We start from the raw sequence: 20,764 nt of genomic DNA, 5'->3' as shown, positions 1-20,764 counted from the left end.
CTCATGTGAGGAGACGTCCGAGAGGGCGAATCAGGACGCGTATCGCCTGAACACCACGCGATCGGGGGAGACCTGCGTCTCAAGTCCACCCGTTTGCCCAGGACGGGTGTCTCAGTTGGCCGCCAGTCCCGCCATACCGGCGGGTAACAGTGCGTTATCGCAGGTCACTTGAGCGTAGCGACCTTGGTCTCCGAAGCCGCCGGGCCGTCCTCGGCCGCCTCCTCCGGCACCGGCACGATCGCCGTCGCGGGCTGCTTGCGGGTCAGCGCGACGCCGACGAGGACCACCACCATGCCCAGCACGACGCGGAGGTTGAGCGCCTCGCCGAGGAACATCGCGCCCAGCAGCACCGACACCACGGGCAGCAGGTAGCCGACCATCGTGGCGTTGGTCGCGCCCTCGTCCTCGATCACGCGGTAGTTCAGCACGAACGCGACGCCCGTCCCGAACACGCCCAGGATCGCCACGGCGACCAGCGGCTGCCACGACAGCTGCACCGGCTGCAACCCGGCCACCGGCACCACCACCGCCGTCAGGCCCGCCGCGGCCACCAGTTGGGTCGAGGAGATCTGCATCGGCGTCAGGCCGCGCCCGGACACCTTGTGACCGATGTAGGCGTAGCTGACCGCGTACGACGCCGCGGCGGCCAGGCACGCCAGGGCGCCCCAGCTCGCCAGCCCGGCCTTCTGCCACGGCGCGAAGATGACCAGCACGCCCGCAAAGCCGAGCACGAGACCCGCGAACCGGGCCGGGTTGCGCTGCCGTTCCGTGCCCAGGACCAAGCCGATGCCCAGCGCGAACAGCGGCGTGGTGGCGTTGAGCACACCGGCCACGCCCGAGTCCACCGTCTGCTCGCCCAACGCGAACAGCGCGAACGGCACCGCGCTGCCGAAGAGCGCGGCGAAGCCGAGGTGCAGCCAGGACGCCCGGTCCCGCGGCAGCCGCTGCTTGCTCCAGTAGACGAGCGCGACCAGCACCAACGCGCCGAGCGCGGTGCGGGTGAGCGTGATCTGGACCGGCGAGAGGCCGGTGAGCGCGATCTTGATCCACAGGAAGCTGGAACCCCAGAGCAGGGCCAGGACACCCATCCTGATCAGCGTGCCAGGCTTGTTCACGGCCACACTGTGCGCGATGCCGAAGTATCAGCACAAGTGAATAGTTCTGCACGATCCTTAAGCACAGCTGTACGGTTGCGTCATGTTGGACGTGCGACGCATGCAGGTGCTCCGGGCCGTGGTGACCACCGGCTCGATCACCGCCGCGGCGGTGAACCTCGGGTACACGCCCTCGGCCGTCAGCCAGCAGGTCTCGGCCCTGGAGAAGCAGGCGGGCCTGCCGCTGCTGGACCGGGTCGGGCGGGGCGTGCGGCCGACGTTGGCGGGCCGGCTGCTGACCGAGCACGCCGCGCACATCACCGACCGGCTGGTCGAGGCGGAGGCGGCGCTCGCGGACCTGCGGGCGGGACGCACCGGGCGGTTGCGGGTGCGCTACTTCGCCACGGCGGGCGCGGCGCTCGTGCCGCCCGCCGTCGCCCTGTTCCGGGCCAAGCACGCGGACGTGCAGCTCGACCTCAAGCTGACCGAGCCGGACGACCCGATGGTCGAGGTGGAGGCCGGTCGCGCCGACGTGGCCATCGTCGTGCACCACCGCGACAGCGAGCCGCCGCGGGGCGTGCAGGTCGTGCACCTGCTCGACGACCCGTACGTGGCCGTGCTGCGGCGTGGCCACGAGCTGACCCGCAAGCGCGTGCTCGACCTCGCCGACCTGGCGGAGGAGCAGTGGGTGGACGCCGTGACGCCGCCCGGGCCGTGCCGGGACATCGTGCTCGACGCCTGCGCGGGCGCCGGGTTCGCGCCCAACATCGTGGTGGAGGCCGACGACTACCCGACCGCGCAGGGGTTCGTCGCGGCCGGGCTCGGGGTGACGATCGTGCCGAAGCTCAGCCTCGGTGTCGTGCACCCCGGCGTGGTGGTCCGCAAGCTGCGCCACCCGGAACCGACCAGGAGCATCTGCGCCGCGATCCGCGAGGACGGCGCCGGCTCGCCCGCCGTGACCAGCCTGCTCGACGCGCTGGCGGCCTCGTCACGCTGACCCGCGCCGACCCGCGCTGACTTGTGCAGTCTTGCAGAGACTTGCGCCAGGCCTGCGGGGAACTGCGCTGACTTGCAGGGGCCTGCGGGAGTTTGCGCCTGCCTGTGCAGGCTTGCAGAAATCTGTGCTGGCCTGTGCTGGCAGGCGCCGGCCTGCGGGGACCTCTGCGGACCTGCAGACCTGCGGACCTGCCGACCTACGGCTGACCCACCGACCTGCGGTTGATCTACGGCTGGCCGAGCTTCTGCTCACCGTCGATGTAGATGCCCTGGTTCTCCCACTTCAGGATGATCAGCTTGCGCTCGGTCATGACCGAGTTGTCCTTCATGTGGTAGGCGATGTCGACCTCGTAGGCGAACGACGAGTTCTCCCGCACGTTCTTGAGCTCGATCGACTTCACCTGGCTCCACACGCCCTGGTAGCCGGTCGCCCCGCCGGCCGTGGCCTGCATCTTGGCGGTCAACCGGCTGTAACCCTCGTCCACGTTCTCCGGCAGCAGGGCGAAGTAGTCGCGCAGCGCCTGCTCCTGCTGCTGCGGCGTCGGGAGGACGGTGATCTTGGCGGTCGGGGTGGACGGCTTCTTCGACGGCGTGACCGACGCCTCGCCGCCCGCTTCCAGCGCCGCGGTCGTCGTGGTCGAGCCGGCCTGGTTGCCGCCCGGGTCGTTGTTGTCCGCCAGCATGCTCGCCAGCAGGATGCCCACGACCGCCGCGCCCGCGATGGCCAGCGCGGTGAGCACCGTGGACCGCTTGCTCTTCATCGGACCACCGGCCGGTCTCGACGCACCGGTCGGTCGGGCGGGCGGCGGGTTGTGGCTCACCTGCCGCTGCGGCGCGGGCGGCGGGGTCGGCGCGGGCGCCACCCTGGTCGCGGAGTGCGGCGGGTTGTTCGGCGCGGCGGGCGGGTTGTGCCGGCCGGCCGGGGCCAGCGCGTGGGTCTGCGGCGCCTGGACGGGCGCGCCCTGCCACGACGGCGGGTGGCTCTGCGGCAGCGCGACCGGGAACTCCGGCGCGGCCCGACCGGCCGCCACCGCGGCCAGCGCCTCGCGGGCCTCGGCCATGCTCGGCCGGTCCTCCGGCTCGGCGCGCAGCAGTCGCATCAGCAGCGCGGTCAACGGGCCCGCCTGCTTCGGCGGCACCACCTTGCCCGACGCGACCTGGTGCAGCAGGGCGATGGTGTTCTCGTTCAAGCCGAACGGCGGCGCGCCCTCGATGGCCGCGTACAGCGTCGAGCCCAGCGAGAACACGTCCGAGGGCGGGCCGGGGTCGTAACCCTTGGCCACCTCGGGCGCGAGGTAGGCGGGCGTGCCCGCGAGCATCCCGGTCGCGGTGACCGTGACGTCGCCGGTGGCCCGGGAGATGCCGAAGTCGGTGATCTTCACCGTGCCGTCGTTGCCGAGCAGGATGTTGCCCGGCTTGATGTCGCGGTGCACGATCCCCGCGTTGTGCGCGGCGGCGAGCGCCGAGGCGACCTGCGAGCCGATCGACGCCACGTCGCGGGGCGGCAGCGTGCCGCGCTCCGACAGCGCCGTGGACAGGCTCTTGGACGGCAGGTACTCCATCACCAGCCACGGCTGGCCGTCGTCCTCCGCCACGTCGTACACCGCGATCGCGTGCGGGTGCTGCAGGCGTGCCGCGATCCGGCCCTCGCGCATGGCGCGGCGCTTCGCCTCGTCCGTGTCGGACTCGGCCAAGCCGGGCTGCAGCAGCAGCTGCTTGACCGCGACGGTGCGGTGCAGCCGCTCGTCGTGCGCTTCCCAGACGATGCCCATCGCACCGCTGCCGATCCGCCGGCCAAGTCGGTAGCGGCCGGCAACCAGGCGGCCATCGTCGCTCACGGCGTGCTCCCAGTAGCTGCTAGGGCTTCATTCAGTGGCGAACGACAGGACGCCACCAGGACAAGAACGTTGCGTCACCCGATCGGGTTCGGCACCACCTTACGAGGTTCACGGGTTCGGCTGCGTGGTGGTCGTCGTCGGAGTGGTGGTGGTCGTGGTCGGTTTCACCGAACTCGCCGGCGGTGCGGTCGTCGTCGTGGTGGTCGTGGTGGGCGGCGTCGTGGTCGTCGTGGTCGTCGTGGTGGTCGTCGTGGTGGTCGGGTCGACCGTGACCGTCTGCGTCTCCACGGTGGTCGTGGGGGCCTGCGTGGTCGTCGTGGTGGTCGGCGTGGCCGAGGACGAGCTCGTCTCACCCACCGGCGGCGTGATCGGGTCCTTCCCGCCGAACCAGTCCAGCGCCACCGCCAGGAAGCCGAGCAGCAGCACGATGCCCAGCACCACCGCGGCGATCACCAGCGGCCGGTTGCCGTTCTTGCGCGGCGGCGGCGGCGCGGCGACCGGCGTGGCGCCACCCGTGGACCTCTGCCCGGGCCGCACCACGCGGGTGCGGTCGGCGTCGATGAGGGCCGTGGCGCCCGCGGGCACCGGCGCGAAGCCCGGCGAGCTGGCCGGCAGCAGGCCGGTCAGGCTGGGGTTGCGGCCGTGCGCGACGGCGCTGAGCATGTCGCGGGCCTGCGCCATGGTCGGCCGCTCGGCGGGGTCGTAGTTGAGCAGCCGCAGCAGCACGTCGGTCAACGGGTGGTCGACCGTGGGCTGGTTGATCCGCCCCGCCGCGACGGCGTGCAGCACGCCCAGCGTGTTCTCCGACAGCCCGAACGGCGGCTCGCCCTCGACCGCCGCGTACAGCGTCGAGCCGAGCGAGAACACGTCCGAGGCGGGCGTCGGGTCCTGGCCGCGCGCGATCTCCGGCGCCAGGTAGGCGGGCGTGCCCGCGATCAGGCCGGTCTTGGTGACCGTGACGTCGTCGCTGGCCCGGGAGATGCCGAAGTCGGTGATCTTGACCAGGCCGTTGTCGGCGAGCAGCACGTTGCCGGGCTTGACGTCCCGGTGCACGATCCCGGCGGCGTGCGCGGCGGCCAGCGCGGACGCGGCCTGCATGCCGATCTGCGCCACCTCGATCGGCTCCAGCGGCCCGTGCTCGGCCATCGTGTCGGCCAGGCTGTAGGACGGCAGGTACTCCATGACCAGGCACGGAGCGCCGTTCTCCTCCACCACGTCGTAGACGGCGATGGCGTTGGGGTGGTGCAGCTTGGCGGCGATGCGGCCCTCGCGCATGGCGCGCTGGATCGCCTCGTCCTGCTCGCGCTCGTCGAGGCTCGGCGCCAGCAGCAGCTGCTTGATCGCCACGATGCGGCCGAGGCGCTCGTCCTGGGCACGCCACACGACGCCCATCGCCCCGCTGCCGATCCGGTCCAGGAACCGGTAGCGCTCGGCGATGACGCGACCGTCGTTGCTCACCGGACCACCTCGCTGGGGCGCTGCGTGACCGCGGCAATGGCAGCAGGTCTCACGCTCGGGCTCCTCGTCGTGCGGATCGGTGCGCGGAACAGGCTAGGCCACCGCTCGCCCGCAGAGCCTACCCCGGCCGTGACTACGCCTTTCGAGCCGTTGCGCAGGTCACGTGAGCCGAGAGGTGACCGGGAAGGGATACCTGATACCGGGCCGTAAGGACACCCGTTCGCACGAAGATCACCAGTTTTGCGGCCGATCGGGCTAATCGCCTGACATCTCACCCGTTCGGGTGCACGAGTCACGCGCCGAGGTGACCCCGGACGCCCGCCCGCCGTCGCCGGTCGTCGGACCGCACAGCGCGACCCCGCCACTCGGCGTGCCCGAGCGGCGGGAGCGCGGAACGTCGGTGAGGCGGTCAGCTGGCCGGAGCGAAGAAGTCGAACCCGCCGAGCGGGTTCAGGATCCCGCCCAGGTCGAGACCGAGGTCGAGGTCGAGGCCGGAGCCGTCGTCGGACGGCGGGGTGCTCGGGTTCGACGAGGACGGCGGCGGCGTGGAGGACGACGGCGGCTGCGCGCTGTCGCTCGGCGGCGCGGGCGTCGTGGTGCTCGGCGGCGGGGGAGTCGTCGTCTGCTGGCTGCTGGAGCTCGGCGGCTGCGTGGTCGTGCTCGACGGCGCCTGCTGCGTCTGCTGCTGCGTCGTGGTCGTCGTCTGCTGGGTGGCGGGCCGCGGCGCGCGCTGGGTCGTCGTCTCCGGCGCCTGCTCGGGCGTCGTCGTGGTGGTCTCGGCCTGCGTCTGCTGCTGCGCCTGCTGGGCGGCCGCGGCGCCGAGGTCCTTGGTGAGCGTGTTGGTGGCGCGGGCGGCCGGGCGGGCGTCGAAGCGCACCTCCGCCAGCGGTCGCTCGTCCGGGGACGACATCAGGTTGGTCGCGGTGAACGCGACGGTGCCGGCGAGCACCACGCCGCCACTGGCCATCGCGACGAGCTTCGGCACGGAGAACCCGCCGCCGCCGCGCTCCTCCTCGCCGGCGCGGCCTTCGCGGCGCAGCAGCTCGGTGATGTGCAGCTCGCGGCCCGAGAGGTTCGAGAGCCCCGACCCGCCGGCCGCCGCCGAGAGGGCGGCCACGGAGAAGCGCACGGTCTCTTCGTCGTCGTCGGTGCTCCGCCCGGCGGCCCGGGTCGAGGCGCCGCCACCGGCAGCCCGGTTGGCGGCCCGGTCGTCGGCGGTCCGGTTGACGGCTCTGCCGGCCGGCGTCCGGTTGACGGCTCCGCTGTCGGTGATCCGCGGGATCGGCTGCGTCTCCGCCTCGCGCCTGGCGAGCAGGTCGGCGACCGACAGCTTGGCCGTCGAGCCATCCTGCCGACGGCGTTTGTCGTCGTTCGACACCGCTGGACACCTTTCCCGGGGAGTGCGTTGCGCTACTGACCGGGACCATGGATACCGAATCGTGACCGTCTACGTAACCCCTTTGAGTGAAGTTTCCTACGGACTCATGGGTTTATTGAACGCTGAGTGAACAGTTGGCGCGTGATCGCTACGCTCGGTCAACCTCGTTGGGCTGATAGGACCTCGGTCGCGACGATGCGGGGAACGCTCGTGTCGGTCAACCGGAATAGCTGCTCGACCCGCAACCACCGGCCCGTGCGCTCCTGCATCGACACCACCGCGAGCACCGCGCCGTCGGGCCGCCGCGAGGTCGACTCGATCGTGATCGCCTGCACGTGGCCCCAGGACTCGACGAAGTCGCGCGCGCTGCCGCCGAGCAGCTCGGGCGACAGCAGCCGGGCCGCCTGGGAGGGCTTGGCGGGCAGCAGCTCGAAGAACTTCCGCACGATGTCGACCTCCGGTTCCGGGCCGACGTCGACCTGCGGAGGCGGGACCATCCGCGGTGGCTCCAGCGGCGTGTCGTCGGCCGACGGCACGGCCAGGCGCGCCTGCGCGGGCAGCCGGTCGGGCCGGCCCGGACCCAGCTGCGCCGACAGGAAGTCGGGTCGCAGCGCGGACGAGCCGCTGATCGCCGCGGGCGGCTCGACCAGGGGCCCGTCGGGGCCGGCGGGGCGGTTGCCCGCGAGCACGGCGGTGGCGGCGATCGAGCCGAGCAGGACGATCGCCCCGGTGGTCACGCCGGCGAGCTTCGCCGCACGGGTGGGACGTCTTGCCGAGGGGGCCGTGTCGTTCTCCTCACGCAACAGGTCGGTGATCAGGCCATGGGTGGCGGCCTGCTCGCGGGTCCGGATCCGCACCGGTGCGGGCTGCTTCCTGATCAGCTCCGCCACCGTGACCGAACCCGCGCGGTTGTGCCGGCGACCGCTCGTCGTAGGGCGCTGCACTGGCGACTCCCTCGGTCGTGTAGTCGCCAAGACTCGTACCGTGGGGGAGCGGCGGGAATCCAGCTCAGCGTGGGAGTTCACTCGTTCGTGGCGGCCAGTGGTCGACGTCCGTACCTCTAACGGAGGAAGGATTACGGAGCGACGCCCACCACCGGTGGTCTCAGGCGCCGCCCGCGGGCCGTTCTCCGTCTATCAGCGGCGTGCTGCCGGTGGTGAACACCAGTTCCCGCTTCTCGGTGGTCCGCGACCCGTCCTCGTGGACCACGTCCAACGTGCTCACGGTGATCCCCCGCGTCGGGTCGACGCTGATCTCCCGCACCTCGATCCGGGCCACGTCCGCGAACTCCCGCTCCAGGTCGAGCACCTCGCCGGTCACCCGGAACCCGTCCGAGACCAGCGTCAGCGCGCCGTCGGAGTTCGCCGCCACCTCTTCGTAGAACAGCTCGGTGCTCACCGCCATCGCCTCGGCGTCCAAGACCGGCCCGGACTCGGCGGGAACGGTGGTGACCTGCGCGGACGTCCCCGATCCCTGGTCGTCGGTCGACGCGCTGCCCGCCGCGGCGCGGTCGCCGCCGGCGGCGACCAGGCTGTCCGCCACGGCCTCGGCGGGGATGCCTCGCGCCGTGGAGGGGGTGGGCGGGGGCGGTGCGGTGGGGAAGCCGGTCAGCAGCGGCACGTCGGTCGGGTAGCCGGGCAGCCCGATGCGCTCGGCCGGGCCGTTGGTGCCGACCAGGTTGGACGCCGCGACGGCCAGCCCGACCAGGACGCCGGCCGACGACAGCACGGTGAACCAGGCGGCGCGCTTCCACGTCCGGGGCGGCGTCACGGACGCGGGCACCAGGCCGATGTTGAACTTGCGCAGCCCCATGGCGTCGGTGTCGACGAACGGGTCCGGCGGGGGCGGTGCGGGCGGGGGTGGCGCCGGAGGTGGTGCCGTCGGCGGTGGCGCGGGCGCCGGTCGCGCCGCGCGATCGAGCGGTGTGTGGTCCAGCTCCCCGCCCATGGGCAGCCAGATCGCCGCCCCGTCCTCCAGCCGATGCCGACCCGACCGTTCCGGTTCCCCGATGTCCATGCTGTGCAGACCCCTCCCGCCCCCCGACCCGTCGGCCCTCGCGGTTCACCTGGTGGCTCGAGCTCACCTGAGGCTTCAGGTGGCGCGGGGAATGGGGGTGGGACGCCGAGGACCCCGCCGCTAGCTCAGCGTAGGTGCAGGGTGCACGGAGAGCTGCGCTGATCAGCCTTGTGGGGCCCAGCGACACACGTAAGAGTGAATCTTCAGCTCCCGCTGTTCAGCTTCTTCCTGGTGCTCTGGAGCGCGTTGGTGGCGGCCAGGCCGGCGCCACCCGCGATCAGCGCGCCGATGATGTCGCCCGAGGTGGAGGCGCCCGACGTGATCAGCAGGCCGACGAGCGCGATGATCGTCGTCACCCCGGCGACGGTCCACCGGCTGCGCACGTACTGGGCGATGGGCGCGCCGGCGGCGCGCTTGGACTTGGCGGCGGAACCGAGCATCGCGAGGTAACCGTCGTGCGCCAGCGCGGCGAGCACACCGATGATCGCGATGAGGCCCGTGATGAGACCGATGACCATGACAACAGTGTGCCCGTGGTCAAACCCGCTGGACCATCCGTGATCGCCCTGATATCTCCCAGGGGTGGAGGTCTTCTGGCACGACGCCTGCCTCGAGCACGACACCGGCACGGGGCTGTGGGAGCTGCCCGGCCGGTGGGAGTGGCTCGACGCGGCCGAACCGCACCCGGAGAACGCGGCCCGGCTGCGCACGTTCCGGCACGCGCTGGAGCACGGGCCGGTCGCACCGCACCTGTCCTGGTCGACCGGCCGGTTCGCCGACGACGAGGAGCTGGCCCGCGTCCACGCGCCGTCCTATCTGGCCGACCTCCGGGCCGCGTGCGAGCGGCCCACCGCCATCGAGGTGAACACCGTCGTCGGCCCCGGCTCGTGGGACGCGATCCGCGCGGCGGCCGGCACCGCGCTGGCGGCGTACGAGGCGGTCGCGGCCGGTCGGACGCGCCTGGCGTACGCCCTGGTCCGCCCGCCCGGCCACCACGCCCAGCCGAGTCTGGCGGACGGCTACTGCCTGGTGAACAACGCCGCGCTGGTCGCCGAGACGGCCCGCCGCGCGGGGCGCCGGGTCGCCGTCCTCGACTGGGACGTGCACCACGGCAACGGCACGCAGGAGGTGTTCCGCGACACCGACGACGTGCTCACGGTGTCGGTGCACATGCGGCACGGCCCGTGGGGCGCCAACCACGCCCAGACCGGCGCGCCGGCCGAGTCGGGGGCCTCGAACATCAACGTCGAGCTGTCCCTCGGCGCGGGCGACGGCGCGTACCGGCGGGCGCTGGCGGAGGTCGCGTTCCCGGCGCTGGCCGAGTTCGGCGCGGACTTCCTCGTCTGCGCGTCCGGCTTCGACGGTTCCGCGTTCGACCCGAACGGCAGGCACAACCTCACCGCCGCCGGCTACCGGGACATCGGCCGGGCGGTGTCGGGGCTGGGCCTGCCGACCGTGCTCACGCAGGAGGGCGGCTACCTGCGCGGCTACTCCGCGCTGTGCCTGCACGCGCTGGTGGAGGGCCTGCTCGACCTCGACCTGCTGCTGGACGACCCGCTCGCCTACGTGCCGGACGACACCCAGCTCGTAGACGTGGGGCGGGGGCCGGGGCCGGGCCCGCGCCACGGGGTGGAGTTGGCCGCCCCCCGCGGCGGGGCCCCGGCGGCGGGGGAGGGGCCGGGGCCCCCGGCCCGGCCCCACCCCCGGCGGTCCCGCGGGGGGCGCCGCGGCGTCCGCGCCCCGCTCACGGGGTGGAAGTTCGCCGCCTCCGGCGTCGAGGCCCGGTCGCCTGGAAGTCGACCGGGCCGCCGTCCGCGGAGCAGCGGCCATGTCACCGGCCCAGGTGGCCGCGGCCCAGCTTGAGCAGGATCATCGCCAGGTCCCGACCGTCCGGGCCGAGGTCCTTGTACCGGTTGATCACGTCGATCTCCCGGTTGTGCACGATCCGCGTGCCGCCGGCGGCCATCCGGGCCGCGCCGATGATCTTGGAGACCTCGACCCGCCGCTTGACGAGCCTCAGCAGCTCGGCGTCCAGGTGGTCGATCTCCTGGCGCAACGCGTCGATGTCCGGTGCGGCTTCGGTGCTGTTCATGGTGACGACCTCTCGACTCTGGTTGGAGTCCCAGCCCTGGCAGCAGCGAAGCCCCGGGGTCCGAGGACTCCGGGGCTTCGTGGTGGCTTGTCGGCGCTAGCGGTCCACGGGAGCCGGAGTCCGGTTCCCGTAAAAAAACTCGAAGTGGGCCATGCGCACCCGCTCATCATGCCACAGCCACGGACTGTCGGGGGTACCCGGTAACGTGGACAGGCGATGAGCGCCTTGTTCGACTTGCCCGCAAGTCCCCCCTCCCCCCGGTCCGCGCGGCTGCTCGAAGACCTCAACCCGTCCCAGCGACGGGCCGTCGAGCACGCGGGCGCCCCGTTGCTGGTCGTGGCGGGTGCGGGCTCGGGCAAGACGCGCGTGCTCACCCGCCGCATCGCCTACCTCCTCGCCGCGCGCGACGTGCACCCCGGCGAGGTCATGGCGATCACCTTCACCAACAAGGCCGCCGCCGAGATGAAGGAACGCGTGGCCGACCTGGTCGGCGCGCGGGCCCGCTCGATGTGGGTGTCCACGTTCCACTCGATGTGCGTGCGGGTCATGCGCCGCGAGGCCAAGACCCTCGGCATGTCGTCCAGCTTCTCGATCTACGACTCCGACGACACCCGCCGGCTGATCACGCTGGTGGCGCGCGACCTCGACCTGGACCCCAAGCGCTACCCGGCGCGCACGCTCGCGATCCACATCTCGAACCTGAAGAACGAGCTGGTCGACGCCGCCACCGCCAAGGAGCGGGCGGGCAACGACCTGGAGCGCCGCGTCGCCGAGGTCTACGAGAGCTACCAGCGCAGGCTCGGCGACTCGAACTCGCTCGACTTCGACGACCTGATCATGCGGACCGTCGAGCTGCTGCAGAACCACCCGGACGTGGCCGAGCACTACCACCGCCGGTTCCGGCACGTGCTGGTCGACGAGTACCAGGACACCAACCACGCGCAGTACACGCTGGTCCGCGAGCTGATCGGCACCGGCAAGGACGGCGTGCCGCCGGGCGAGCTGTGCGTCGTGGGCGACGCCGACCAGTCGATCTACGCCTTCCGCGGCGCGACGATCCGCAACATCGTGGAGTTCGAGCGCGACTACCCGCAGGCCACCACGATCCTGCTGGAGCAGAACTACCGGTCCACGCAGACCATCCTGAGCGCGGCGAACGCGGTCATCTCGCGCAACCCGGACCGCCGGGACAAGCGGCTGTGGAGCGACCTCGGCGACGGCGAGAAGATCGTCGGCTACGTCGCGGACAACGAGCACGACGAGGCGGCGTTCGTCGCGCGCGAGATCGACCACCTGGTGGACAGCGGCGAGGCGAACAACGGCGAGATCGCCGTGTTCTACCGGACCAACAACCAGTCGCGCGTGTTCGAGGAGATCTTCATCCGCCTCGGCCTGCCCTACAAGGTCGTTGGCGGCGTCCGGTTCTACGAGCGGCGCGAGGTGCGCGACGCGCTGGCGTACCTGAGGGCGTTGTCCAACCCCGACGACACGGTGTCGTTGCGGCGCATCCTGAACGTGCCCAAGCGCGGCATCGGCGAGCGCGCGGAGGCGTGCGTGTCGATGTACGCCGACCGCGAGCGGATCGGCTTCGCGGCGGCGTTGCGCGACGCGGTGACCGGCAAGGTGCCGCTGCTCAACCCGCGTTCCCGCAACGCGATCGCCGGGTTCGTCGAGCTGATGGACGAGCTCGGCGAGCTGGTCGAGCGCGGCGACGACGTGGCCGACATCCTCGAAGCGGTGCTGGAGAAGACCGCCTACCGGGCCGAGCTGGAGGCCAGCGAGGACCCGCAGGACCACACCCGGGTCGAGAACCTCAACGAGCTGGTCACGGTGGCCCGCGAGTTCGGCGACTTGAACACCCCCACGCCGGCCGAGGCTGCATCTCCTGATTTCGGGGAGCTTCCCGCCGAAGGCTCCCTGGCCGCGTTCCTGGAGCGGGTGGCGCTGGTGGCGGACGCCGACTCGGTGCCGGACGCGGAGTCCGACGGCGTGGTCACGCTGATGACGCTGCACACCGCCAAGGGCCTGGAGTACCCGGTGGTGTTCTGCACCGGCTGGGAGGACGGCGTCTTCCCGCACCTGCGGGCGCTCGGCGACCCGACGGAGCTGGCCGAGGAACGGCGCCTGGCCTACGTGGGCATCACGCGCGCCCAGAAGCGGCTGTACCTGTCGCGGGCGCTGGTGCGCTCGGCGTGGGGCCAGCCGTCGACGAACCCGGCGTCGCGGTTCCTGGACGAGATCCCGGCCGACCTGCTCGACTGGCGGCGGACGGAGCCCAAGCGCTCCGCGCCGTCCGCGCCGACGTCGTGGGGCGGCGGTCGAGGGTCGGGCACGCCACGCCCGGCACCGACCAACGCGGGCTGGAAGGACACGCCCGCGCTGAAGCTGGACGTGGGCGACCGGGTGAGCCACGACAAGTACGGCCTCGGCCGGGTCGTGGCCGTGGACGGCTCGGGGCCCCGTGCGACCGCCACGATCGACTTCGGCGGCGCGGGGACGGTGCGGCTGATGCTCATCGGCGGCGTGCCCCTCGTGAAGCTCTGAGGCGCGCTCAGCCGTAGTTCGCCGCCTTACGTATATATAGGTGTCCCGGTCGGCCCCTGAGGGTCGACCGGTGTTCGCCTGAACGTGGCTGAATTCCCGTGCAACCCGAATCCCGCACGTGCGTCTATAGGGGTGTCACAAGCGGATGGGCCGGGTCATTCGGGGTGAACCGGCCGGGGAGGGCCGCTTGGCGGCGAGCAGGGGGTGCCTACGGGGGTGGGCAGTGGGGCGGGAGCCGCGTCGGGGCGGTGACCGCAAGAGGGGATCACCTTCGGGGGGCGGTTCCGCACAGTGGAGGGGCCGGGCTGCTCAGCAGCCCGGCCCCACCTCTTTGCCCACGAACGTGGCGAGCCTCGTCGGCTCAGACGCTGATGCCCTTGGAGTTGAGCCAGCCCAGCGGGTTGATCTTCTTGCCGTCCGGGTTCCAGACCTCGAAGTGCAGGTGCGGACCGGTGGAGAAGCCGCGGTTGCCCATGCGCGCGATCTGCTCGCCCGCCAGGACCCGCTGGCCCTTGCGCACGGAGTAGGTGTCCACGTGGCCGTAGACGGTCACCGAGCCGTCGGCGTGCTCGACCTTGACCCACAGGCCAAAACCGCTTGCCGGACCGGCCTCGATCACGACACCATCGGCGGCGGACAGGATCGGCGTGCCGATGGGGCCCGCGATGTCGATGCCGTAGTGCATCTCGCCCCAGCGACCGCCGTAGCCGGACGTGAAGTCGCCGGCGGCGGGACGGGCGAACTTGGGACGCCGCGCCTCGGCCTCTTCGGCCTCGCGGGTCTCGGTGATGTGCTGGCTCTTGACGAGCTTCTGCGCCTCGGCCGCCGGGTCGACCGTCTTGGCGACGGGCAGGACCTGCGGGGAGGCGGGGCCGGTGCCACCGACGCCGAACGCGGCGGCGCCGTCGGCCGCGGAGTTCGCGAGCGGGGTGACCTCGTCTGCCGAGGCCGGCGAGTCGGACCCGAGCGCGTGGAGCGTCTGCCCTGCGCCGGCGGCGGCGAACGCGCCGACGGCGACCGCGGCGACCACGATCCGTCCGCGCAGCGCCGAGGGCGGAGGCGGAAGCCGGTGCGTGCTCACCGTGCGGGTCGAAGCGCGGTCTACCGCTTCTTCGAGCACAGCAGAACTCGTATGGCCGCCGGGGGAGCGGTGTTGAGACAAAACCTGGCCTTCCGTCTTCGGGGAGTCCGGTCGGACTACCGGGCGGGGGATCCCGGTTGAGCCGGTCGGGGTACCGGCTCGTCGTCCTGCTTGTGACCAGACCGTGACAACGGACCGGGGGAAGATAACGGCGCGGAGCCCCTAAGGGCAATCCCCGAAGCCGAGGATGACCGTTTAGCGGTCAGTGGGACATCCGCGCGTATGAGTCGTGACTCAGGGTCATGACCGGGCTACGAAAACCCCTCACGTACAGGCACGATGGGGTGAACCCCACTGTCATGCGAACGCGTGATGGCCGTCACAACGAGGTGAAGGGTGCGTGTGTCAACCGGTAGTGAAAGGTGACCTGAATCACGTATCCGGTGCTCCTCGACGACCAGCGCCGGGTGCTCCAACCGGGCATTCCGCTGCGGGACGATCACCTGGTCCATCTCGCTCCACACCACGACGAACCGGGTGCGGCAGGGTCGCGACGGTTCGGCCAGCTCCGCCAGCAGGTCCGAACCGGGCCTCAACTGCCTGGTCAGCGCCGTGGGCAGGAGGTAGGCGGCCAGCGTGCCGCGGTGCGGGGTGCCGAGGGTGACCAGCGTGCGCACCCGCGCGTCCCCGTCCAGGCGTTGCACGTAATAACGGGCGATCAGGCCGCCCAGCGAGTGGCCGACCACGTGCACCCGGTCGGATCCGGTCTCCTCGCAGATCCGCTCGACGTGCTCCCCGAGCAGCGCCGCCGACCGCCGGACGTCCCCCGTCAACGCGGTCAGCACGCTGTAGTTCACGGCGTGCACCGCTCCGAAGCCACGCCTCCGCAGTGCCCCCGACAGCACTGCGAAGGCGGAGCGGTTGTCCCCGATGCCGTGCACCAACACGATCGGGGTGCCCGCGGCGTCCATGGCCGAAACCAGGAGCCCGCGCCGGCGGGGTGGCAGGTGGTCGGTGCGGTAGTGCCCCTCGGGCTTCACCCGCTCCTCCGCGACGCCCCACGGGTACAGGACGGTGCGCGCGGCCAGCCAGGCGGCCTCGACGGCGACACCCCGCACGCCGCCGGGTGAAGCGACGGCCCGCAGCACGCCGCCCGCCAGGCCGAGGGCCTCGCCCGCCACGCCCAGCCCGGCGTCCACGCCCGCGCCGACCCGGCCCGACCAGGTCTCCACGAGCCGCCGCACCGCGTCGCCCACCGGGCGGGAGGTAGGTGATGCCCTCACCGACGATCAGTACCCGACGGCCGACGTCCACAACCCCCGGTGGTCCCGACCGGTCGCCCGTCGCCGCCTGCCCGGTTTTGCTAGCGTCCGACCGGTGATGCGAACCGCTGAACCGGTCTCACCGATCCGCACGAGGCTCCGGACGGCGGTCGGGGCAGCCCTGGCGGGCTCGCTCCTCACCGCGGTGGCGCCGGCGGTCGGCGTGGTCGACGGCTCCGCGCCGCCCGCGTTCACCTCCTGGCCGTTGCTGGCGCTGCTCGCCGTGCTGCCGACCGCCCTGGCGGCGTTCTTCCTCTCGCGCGGGCAGGAGCTCACCGCGGCGGCGGCCCTCGTGGCGCCCGCCGTGTTCGCCCTCGGCCGGCTGCTCGCCGACCTGCAGCTCCTCGTCGACCCGGTCGACGCCGCCCGGCCCGAGCTGATGCGCGCGGCGAGCCTCGACCCGCCCGAGCCCGTGCTCGGCCTGTGGCTGCTGCCGGCCGGGCACGTGCTGCTGATCGCGGCCGGCGCGTTGGCCACCTTCGGCACGGAACCGGACGTGCGCAGCGAACGCGCGAGCTTCGCGCTGCCGGCCACGGCGGGCATCGTGGCGGGCATCGGCCTGTTCACCGCGCCGTTCACCTCGTCCGACGCGCTGATCCCGGCGCGCGGGACGGTCGACTCGCCGACGCTGCCGATGGTGGGCGGCCTCGTCCTCACCCTGGCCGCGCCCGCGCTCGCCGTCCTCGCGGCCAGCGCCACCACCCACGAGGCGCGCCGGGGCGGGCTGCTCGGCCTGGCCGCCGTCCTGCTGGGCGCCGCCGTGCCGCCGATCGCCACGGCCTTCTCGGTCGACGCGGTCGGCCCGGCCGTCGGTCCGTTCCTGGTCCTCGCCGCCGCCGTCGCGCTCGCCTGGCCGCAGCGGGCCGTCAAGGACGACGACGCCGAAGGGCACGACGTCGAACTGCCCGGCCAACGCCGCCTGCACGTCATCGCGGGCGCGTTCGGCCTGGTCGCCGCCGCGACGGCCGCCGTCGGCGCGGCGACCGACCACCTGGTCCTGCCCGACGGCTTCCCGCCGCCCGCGGACTACGCCGCGCGCCTGCTGTGGCCGGCCGCGATCGCCACCGGCGTCCTCGCCGCCGCGCTGCTGGCCAAGGCCGCCGTCCGGCCCGCCTTCACCGTCGCCGTCGTCACCATCCCGCTGAGCGCCGCCGGCGCGCTCGACGCCGTCTTCACCGCGACGCAGGTCGACGTGGTCGGGCCGGGGGTCGGCGTCTGGTTCACCGCGGGCTCGGTGGTCGCCGCGGCGGTCGCCGCCGTCACCGCCGCCCTGGCCGGCGCGGTCGAGCGGGACGAGGTGGGCACGGCCACGACCGAACCGCCGCTGCCGCTGATCGCCGCCACCCTGATCGCCGCGCTGCTCGCGGTCGGCGCGTTCAGCCTGCCCGTGCTGCGGGCGCCGGACTACGTGGCGATCGGCGCGTTCGGGCTGCGCGTCGGCTCGTTCGGACTGCTGGTGGCGTTGATCACGGTCGTGGTCGCGGCGGTGGTCGCGCTGAGGGCCAGGCCGGGCCGCGGCGCGGCGCTGCTGCTCGGCGCGGCCGTCGTCACGGCCGTCCGCGCCTGGGAGTACCCGCTCACCGCGGCGCGCGCCGCCGAGGCCGCCCCCGGCCCGGGGTTGTGGCTGGCCGCCGCCGCGACGGCCGCGTTCGTGGTCGCCGGGGCGTTGCGCACGGCCCGCTGAACCGATCGTGGGATCGGCGGCCCCGCCGGCGTTGGTGATCGACCTCACCACCTCTATGACGGAGTTCACGGGCGTGGGGTGCGGTGGACTCCGGACCGGTCGATAGTGTCTTGCGAAGCCGCGTCGAGCCGGTCCCCCCACGGCTGTGCCGGCGTTCCAGGTGATGCCTGGTACGTGTGCGCACCAGGCCCCAGCCTGGAGCGCCGGGACCTGGAGAGGACCGCACGACAGGACGCGGTGTCCGACACCGACGTCGCAGGAGACCCGAGTGGACCTGTACGAGTACCAGGCGAAGGACCTCTTCGCCGCCCACGACGTCCCGGTACTTCCGGGCGACGTGGCGACCACCCCCGCCGAGGCCAAGGCCATCGCCGAGCGCTTCGGCCAGACCGTCGTGGTCAAGGCCCAGGTCAAGACGGGCGGCCGCGGCAAGGCCGGCGGCGTCAAGCTCGCCGAGAACCCGGACGAGACCTCGGCCAAGGCCGAGGCGATCCTCGGCCTGGACATCAAGGGTCACATCGTGCACCGCGTGCTGGTGACCCCCGCGTCCGACATCGCCGAGGAGTACTACTTCTCCTTCCTCCTCGACCGCGCCAACCGCACCTTCCTGGCCATGGCCAGCGTCGAGGGCGGCATGGACATCGAAGAGGTCGCCGCGACCAAGCCCGAGGCCCTGGCCAAGGTGCCGGTGGACGCGATCAAGGGCGTCGACCGCGCCAAGGCCGACGAGATCGTGGCCGCCGCCAAGTTCCCGGCCGAGGTGGCCGACCAGGTCGCCGACGTCATCGTGAAGCTCTGGGAGACCTTCGTCTCCGAGGACGCCACGCTGGTCGAGGTCAACCCGCTGGTCCGCGACCCCGAGGGCAAGATCGTCGCGCTCGACGGCAAGGTCACCCTCGACGAGAACGCCTCCTTCCGCCACCCCGCCCACGAGGCGCTGGTGGACAAGCAGGCGGAGGACCCGCTGGAGGCCAAGGCCAAGGCGAAGGGCCTCAACTACGTCAAGCTGGACGGCCAGGTCGGCATCATCGGCAACGGCGCCGGTCTCGTGATGTCCACCCTCGACGTGGTGGCGTACGCGGGCGAGAAGCACAAGGGCGTCAAGCCCGCGAACTTCCTCGACATCGGCGGCGGCGCGTCGGCCGAGGTCATGGCCAACGGCCTGGACATCATCCTGCACGACCCGGACGTGCGCTCGGTCTTCGTGAACGTCTTCGGCGGCATCACCGCGTGCGACGCGGTCGCCAACGGCATCGTGGCCGCGCTGGGCATCCTGGGCGACGAGGCCTCCAAGCCGCTCGTGGTCCGCTTGGACGGCAACAACGTGGAGGAGGGCCGTCGGATCCTCGCCGAGGCCAACCACCCGCTGGTCACCGTGGTGGACACTATGGACAACGCGGCCGACAAGGCCGCCGAGCTCGCGGCTGCGGGGGTCTGACGATGGCAATCTTCATCACCAAGGACAGCAAGGTCATCGTCCAGGGCATGACCGGCGCCGAGGGCACCAAGCACACCAAGCGGATGCTGGCGTCCGGCACGAACATCGTCGGCGGCGTGAACCCGCGCAAGGCGGGCGAGAAGGTCGACTTCGACGGCAACGTGCTGCCGGTGTTCGGCTCGGTGGCCGAGGCCATGGAGGCGACCGGCGCCGACGTGACCGTGATCTTCGTGCCGCCGGCGTTCGCCAAGGCGGCCGTGATCGAGGCGATCGACGCGGGCATCGGCCTGGCCGTCGTGATCACCGAGGGCATCCCGGTGCACGACACCGCCGCGTTCTGGGCGCACGCCGTCGCGACCGGCAACAAGACCCGGATCATCGGCCCGAACTGCCCCGGCCTGATCAGCCCCGGGCAGTCCAACGCGGGCATCATCCCGGCCAACATCTCCGGCGCGGGCAAGATCGGTCTGGTGTCGAAGTCCGGCACGCTGACCTACCAGATGATGTACGAGCTGCGCGACTTCGGCTTCTCCACCGCCATCGGCATCGGCGGCGACCCGATCATCGGCACCACCCACATCGACGCGCTGGCGGCCTTCGAGGCCGACCCGGAGACCGCGGCGATCGTGATGATCGGCGAGATCGGCGGCGACGCCGAGGAGCGGGCCGCGGCCTACGTCAAGGACAACGTCACCAAGCCGGTCGTCGGCTACGTGGCGGGCTTCACCGCGCCCGAGGGCAAGACGATGGGCCACGCGGGCGCGATCGTGTCCGGCTCGGCCGGCACCGCGCAGGCGAAGAAGGAAGCCCTGGAGGCGGCGGGCGTCAAGGTCGGCAAGACGCCGAGCGAGACGGCCGCGCTGATGCGGGAGATCATGCAGTCCATCGGCTGACACTGGGCCGTTCGTGCGTGACCTGAGGGCCACCTCCCCGCCGGGAGGTGGCCCTCAGTGCGTGCCGGGACGAGTCAATGCGCACATTGGGGGGAACCACGGAGGTCCGGTCGCCGTCGGAGAGTGCGCATCGGCTAGCGTTCTGTCGACCCGAAATCAGTTCCGCAGGTGGAGGAGACCGCATCATGTCCCAGCCGTACGGCGCCCCTCAGCAGCAGCCGGGTCCGGCGCAGCCGGCGGTGGGTGTGAACCTGAACCTCATCCTTCCGCTGGTCGCCGCCGGTCTGGCGCTGATCGCGTTCCTGCTCGCGTTCGCCGACGACGTGCCGTCGTCGGAGTACCTGTACGCGGCGGGCATCCTCGCCGGCCTGTCCGTGCTGCCGCAGGCGCCCAAGGGCCTGCTGTACGCGGCGGTGCCGTTCGCGCTGATCCCCACCCTCGGCCTGCTCCAGGGCCTGATCACCACCGAGGCCGACGTCCAGGGCATGCAGATCGTGCTGCTGATCGTGTCGCTGCTGCTGGCGGCGGCCGTCGTGATGAGCCTGCTGCTCGAGACCGGCATCGTGAAGCTCCAGCCGAAGGCCGCGAACGTCTACGGCCAGCCGGGTGGCTGGAACCCGCAGTCCGGCGCGTTCCCGCAGCAGGGCCAGCAGCCGCAGCAGTTCGGCCCGCCGTCCGGCCAGTTCGTCCAGCAGGCGCCGCCGCAGCAGCAGGCCCAGCAGCCCGGCCAGCCGCAGCCGACGTCCTACATGCCGCAGCCCGGCCAGTTCGGCCAGCCCGGCCAGCAGCCCGGCCAGGGCACGCCGCCCGGCGGGTTCGGCGGCCCGCAGCAGGGCTGAGCACGTCGTGGGAGGGGTGGGGGGGGGGGGCGGGGGCCCCCCCCCCACCCCCAGGCGGAGCGGGGAGGCCCGCGCCCGAACAAAAACCGAC

17 protein-coding genes are annotated in these 20,764 nt (G+C 72.4%); 7 read left to right on the top strand and 10 right to left on the bottom strand.

The features are described from left to right. Positions 1-164: 164 nt before the first annotated feature. Positions 165-1,121, bottom strand: a complete 957-nt coding sequence (locus AB0I91_RS37800) for a DMT family transporter (protein ID WP_499641149.1) — start codon at positions 1,119-1,121, stop codon at positions 165-167. Between the two features lie 76 nt (positions 1,122-1,197). Here AB0I91_RS37800 and AB0I91_RS37795 point away from each other — a divergent pair, with 76 nt between their 5' ends. Then, complete coding sequence (locus AB0I91_RS37795) at positions 1,198-2,091, top strand: LysR family transcriptional regulator (RefSeq protein ID WP_498783493.1); 894 nt, start codon at positions 1,198-1,200, stop codon at positions 2,089-2,091. 226 nt (positions 2,092-2,317) lie between these two features. Here AB0I91_RS37795 and AB0I91_RS37790 read toward each other — a convergent pair whose 3' ends face one another. From AB0I91_RS37790 to AB0I91_RS37765, 6 genes are all read right to left on the bottom strand, one after another. Continuing rightward, entirely contained in the window at positions 2,318-3,928 is a 1,611-nt protein-coding gene (locus AB0I91_RS37790) for a serine/threonine-protein kinase (protein ID WP_498783495.1), read from the bottom strand. Positions 3,929-4,036: 108 nt separating this feature from the next. After that, on the bottom strand, positions 4,037-5,386 hold the full coding sequence (locus AB0I91_RS37785; protein ID WP_499641148.1) for a serine/threonine-protein kinase: 1,350 nt from the start codon (positions 5,384-5,386) through the stop codon (positions 4,037-4,039). A gap of 409 nt (positions 5,387-5,795) precedes the next feature. Continuing rightward, entirely contained in the window at positions 5,796-6,764 is a 969-nt protein-coding gene (locus AB0I91_RS37780) for a hypothetical protein (RefSeq protein WP_499618190.1), read from the bottom strand. A 158-nt stretch (positions 6,765-6,922) separates the two neighbouring features. Beyond that, a complete protein-coding gene (locus AB0I91_RS37775; protein WP_498783501.1) occupies positions 6,923-7,708 on the bottom strand; it encodes a hypothetical protein in 786 nt (261 codons plus the stop codon). 160 nt (positions 7,709-7,868) lie between these two features. Then, positions 7,869-8,780: a hypothetical protein gene (locus AB0I91_RS37770; protein WP_498783502.1), complete on the bottom strand. Its 912-nt coding sequence runs from the start codon at positions 8,778-8,780 to the stop codon at positions 7,869-7,871. A gap of 203 nt (positions 8,781-8,983) precedes the next feature. Beyond that, positions 8,984-9,298 carry a hypothetical protein gene (locus tag AB0I91_RS37765; protein WP_230572381.1) on the bottom strand — a complete coding sequence of 105 codons (315 nt, stop codon included), beginning with the start codon at positions 9,296-9,298 and terminating at the stop codon, positions 8,984-8,986. Positions 9,299-9,362: 64 nt separating this feature from the next. Between AB0I91_RS37765 and AB0I91_RS37760 the strand changes: the two genes are divergently transcribed. Further along, complete coding sequence (locus AB0I91_RS37760; protein ID WP_499641146.1) at positions 9,363-10,643, top strand: arginase family protein; 1,281 nt, start codon at positions 9,363-9,365, stop codon at positions 10,641-10,643. Here AB0I91_RS37760 and AB0I91_RS37755 read toward each other — a convergent pair. Further along, positions 10,612-10,872, bottom strand: a complete 261-nt coding sequence (locus AB0I91_RS37755) for a chorismate mutase (protein WP_230572379.1) — start codon at positions 10,870-10,872, stop codon at positions 10,612-10,614. The two genes, AB0I91_RS37760 and AB0I91_RS37755, sit on opposite strands and share 32 nt — an antisense overlap. A gap of 216 nt (positions 10,873-11,088) precedes the next feature. Between AB0I91_RS37755 and pcrA the strand changes: the two genes are divergently transcribed. Next, a complete protein-coding gene (gene pcrA, locus AB0I91_RS37750; protein WP_499641144.1) occupies positions 11,089-13,416 on the top strand; it encodes a DNA helicase PcrA in 2,328 nt (775 codons plus the stop codon). A gap of 361 nt (positions 13,417-13,777) precedes the next feature. On the opposite strand, the gene AB0I91_RS37745 is transcribed toward pcrA, so the two are convergent. Both AB0I91_RS37745 and AB0I91_RS37740 read right to left on the bottom strand, forming a co-directional pair. After that, positions 13,778-14,446, bottom strand: a complete 669-nt coding sequence (locus AB0I91_RS37745) for a M23 family metallopeptidase (RefSeq protein ID WP_498783506.1) — start codon at positions 14,444-14,446, stop codon at positions 13,778-13,780. A gap of 362 nt (positions 14,447-14,808) precedes the next feature. Beyond that, on the bottom strand, positions 14,809-15,780 hold the full coding sequence (locus tag AB0I91_RS37740) for an alpha/beta fold hydrolase (protein ID WP_499641143.1): 972 nt from the start codon (positions 15,778-15,780) through the stop codon (positions 14,809-14,811). A 94-nt stretch (positions 15,781-15,874) separates the two neighbouring features. On the opposite strand from AB0I91_RS37740, the gene AB0I91_RS37735 reads away from it, so the two are divergent. From AB0I91_RS37735 to AB0I91_RS37720, 4 genes are all read left to right on the top strand, one after another. Beyond that, a complete protein-coding gene (locus tag AB0I91_RS37735; protein ID WP_499641141.1) occupies positions 15,875-17,503 on the top strand; it encodes a hypothetical protein in 1,629 nt (542 codons plus the stop codon). Positions 17,504-17,771: 268 nt separating this feature from the next. After that, positions 17,772-18,941, top strand: a complete 1,170-nt coding sequence (gene sucC / locus AB0I91_RS37730) for an ADP-forming succinate--CoA ligase subunit beta (RefSeq protein ID WP_498783511.1) — start codon at positions 17,772-17,774, stop codon at positions 18,939-18,941. Between the two features lie 2 nt (positions 18,942-18,943). Then, positions 18,944-19,834 carry a succinate--CoA ligase subunit alpha gene (gene sucD, locus AB0I91_RS37725; RefSeq protein WP_498783512.1) on the top strand — a complete coding sequence of 297 codons (891 nt, stop codon included), beginning with the start codon at positions 18,944-18,946 and terminating at the stop codon, positions 19,832-19,834. A gap of 185 nt (positions 19,835-20,019) precedes the next feature. Beyond that, positions 20,020-20,673, top strand: coding sequence for a DUF5336 domain-containing protein (locus AB0I91_RS37720; protein WP_498783514.1), 654 nt, complete (start codon positions 20,020-20,022; stop codon positions 20,671-20,673). The last annotated feature ends 91 nt before the right edge of the window (positions 20,674-20,764 follow it).

The sequence above is a fragment of the Actinosynnema sp. NPDC049800 genome, from assembly GCF_040656635.1.
Classification (GTDB): Bacteria; Actinomycetota; Actinomycetes; order Mycobacteriales; family Pseudonocardiaceae; genus Actinosynnema.
Note: the sequence above shows the minus strand (reverse complement) of the source record. Positions and strands in the feature narration are given on the sequence as shown.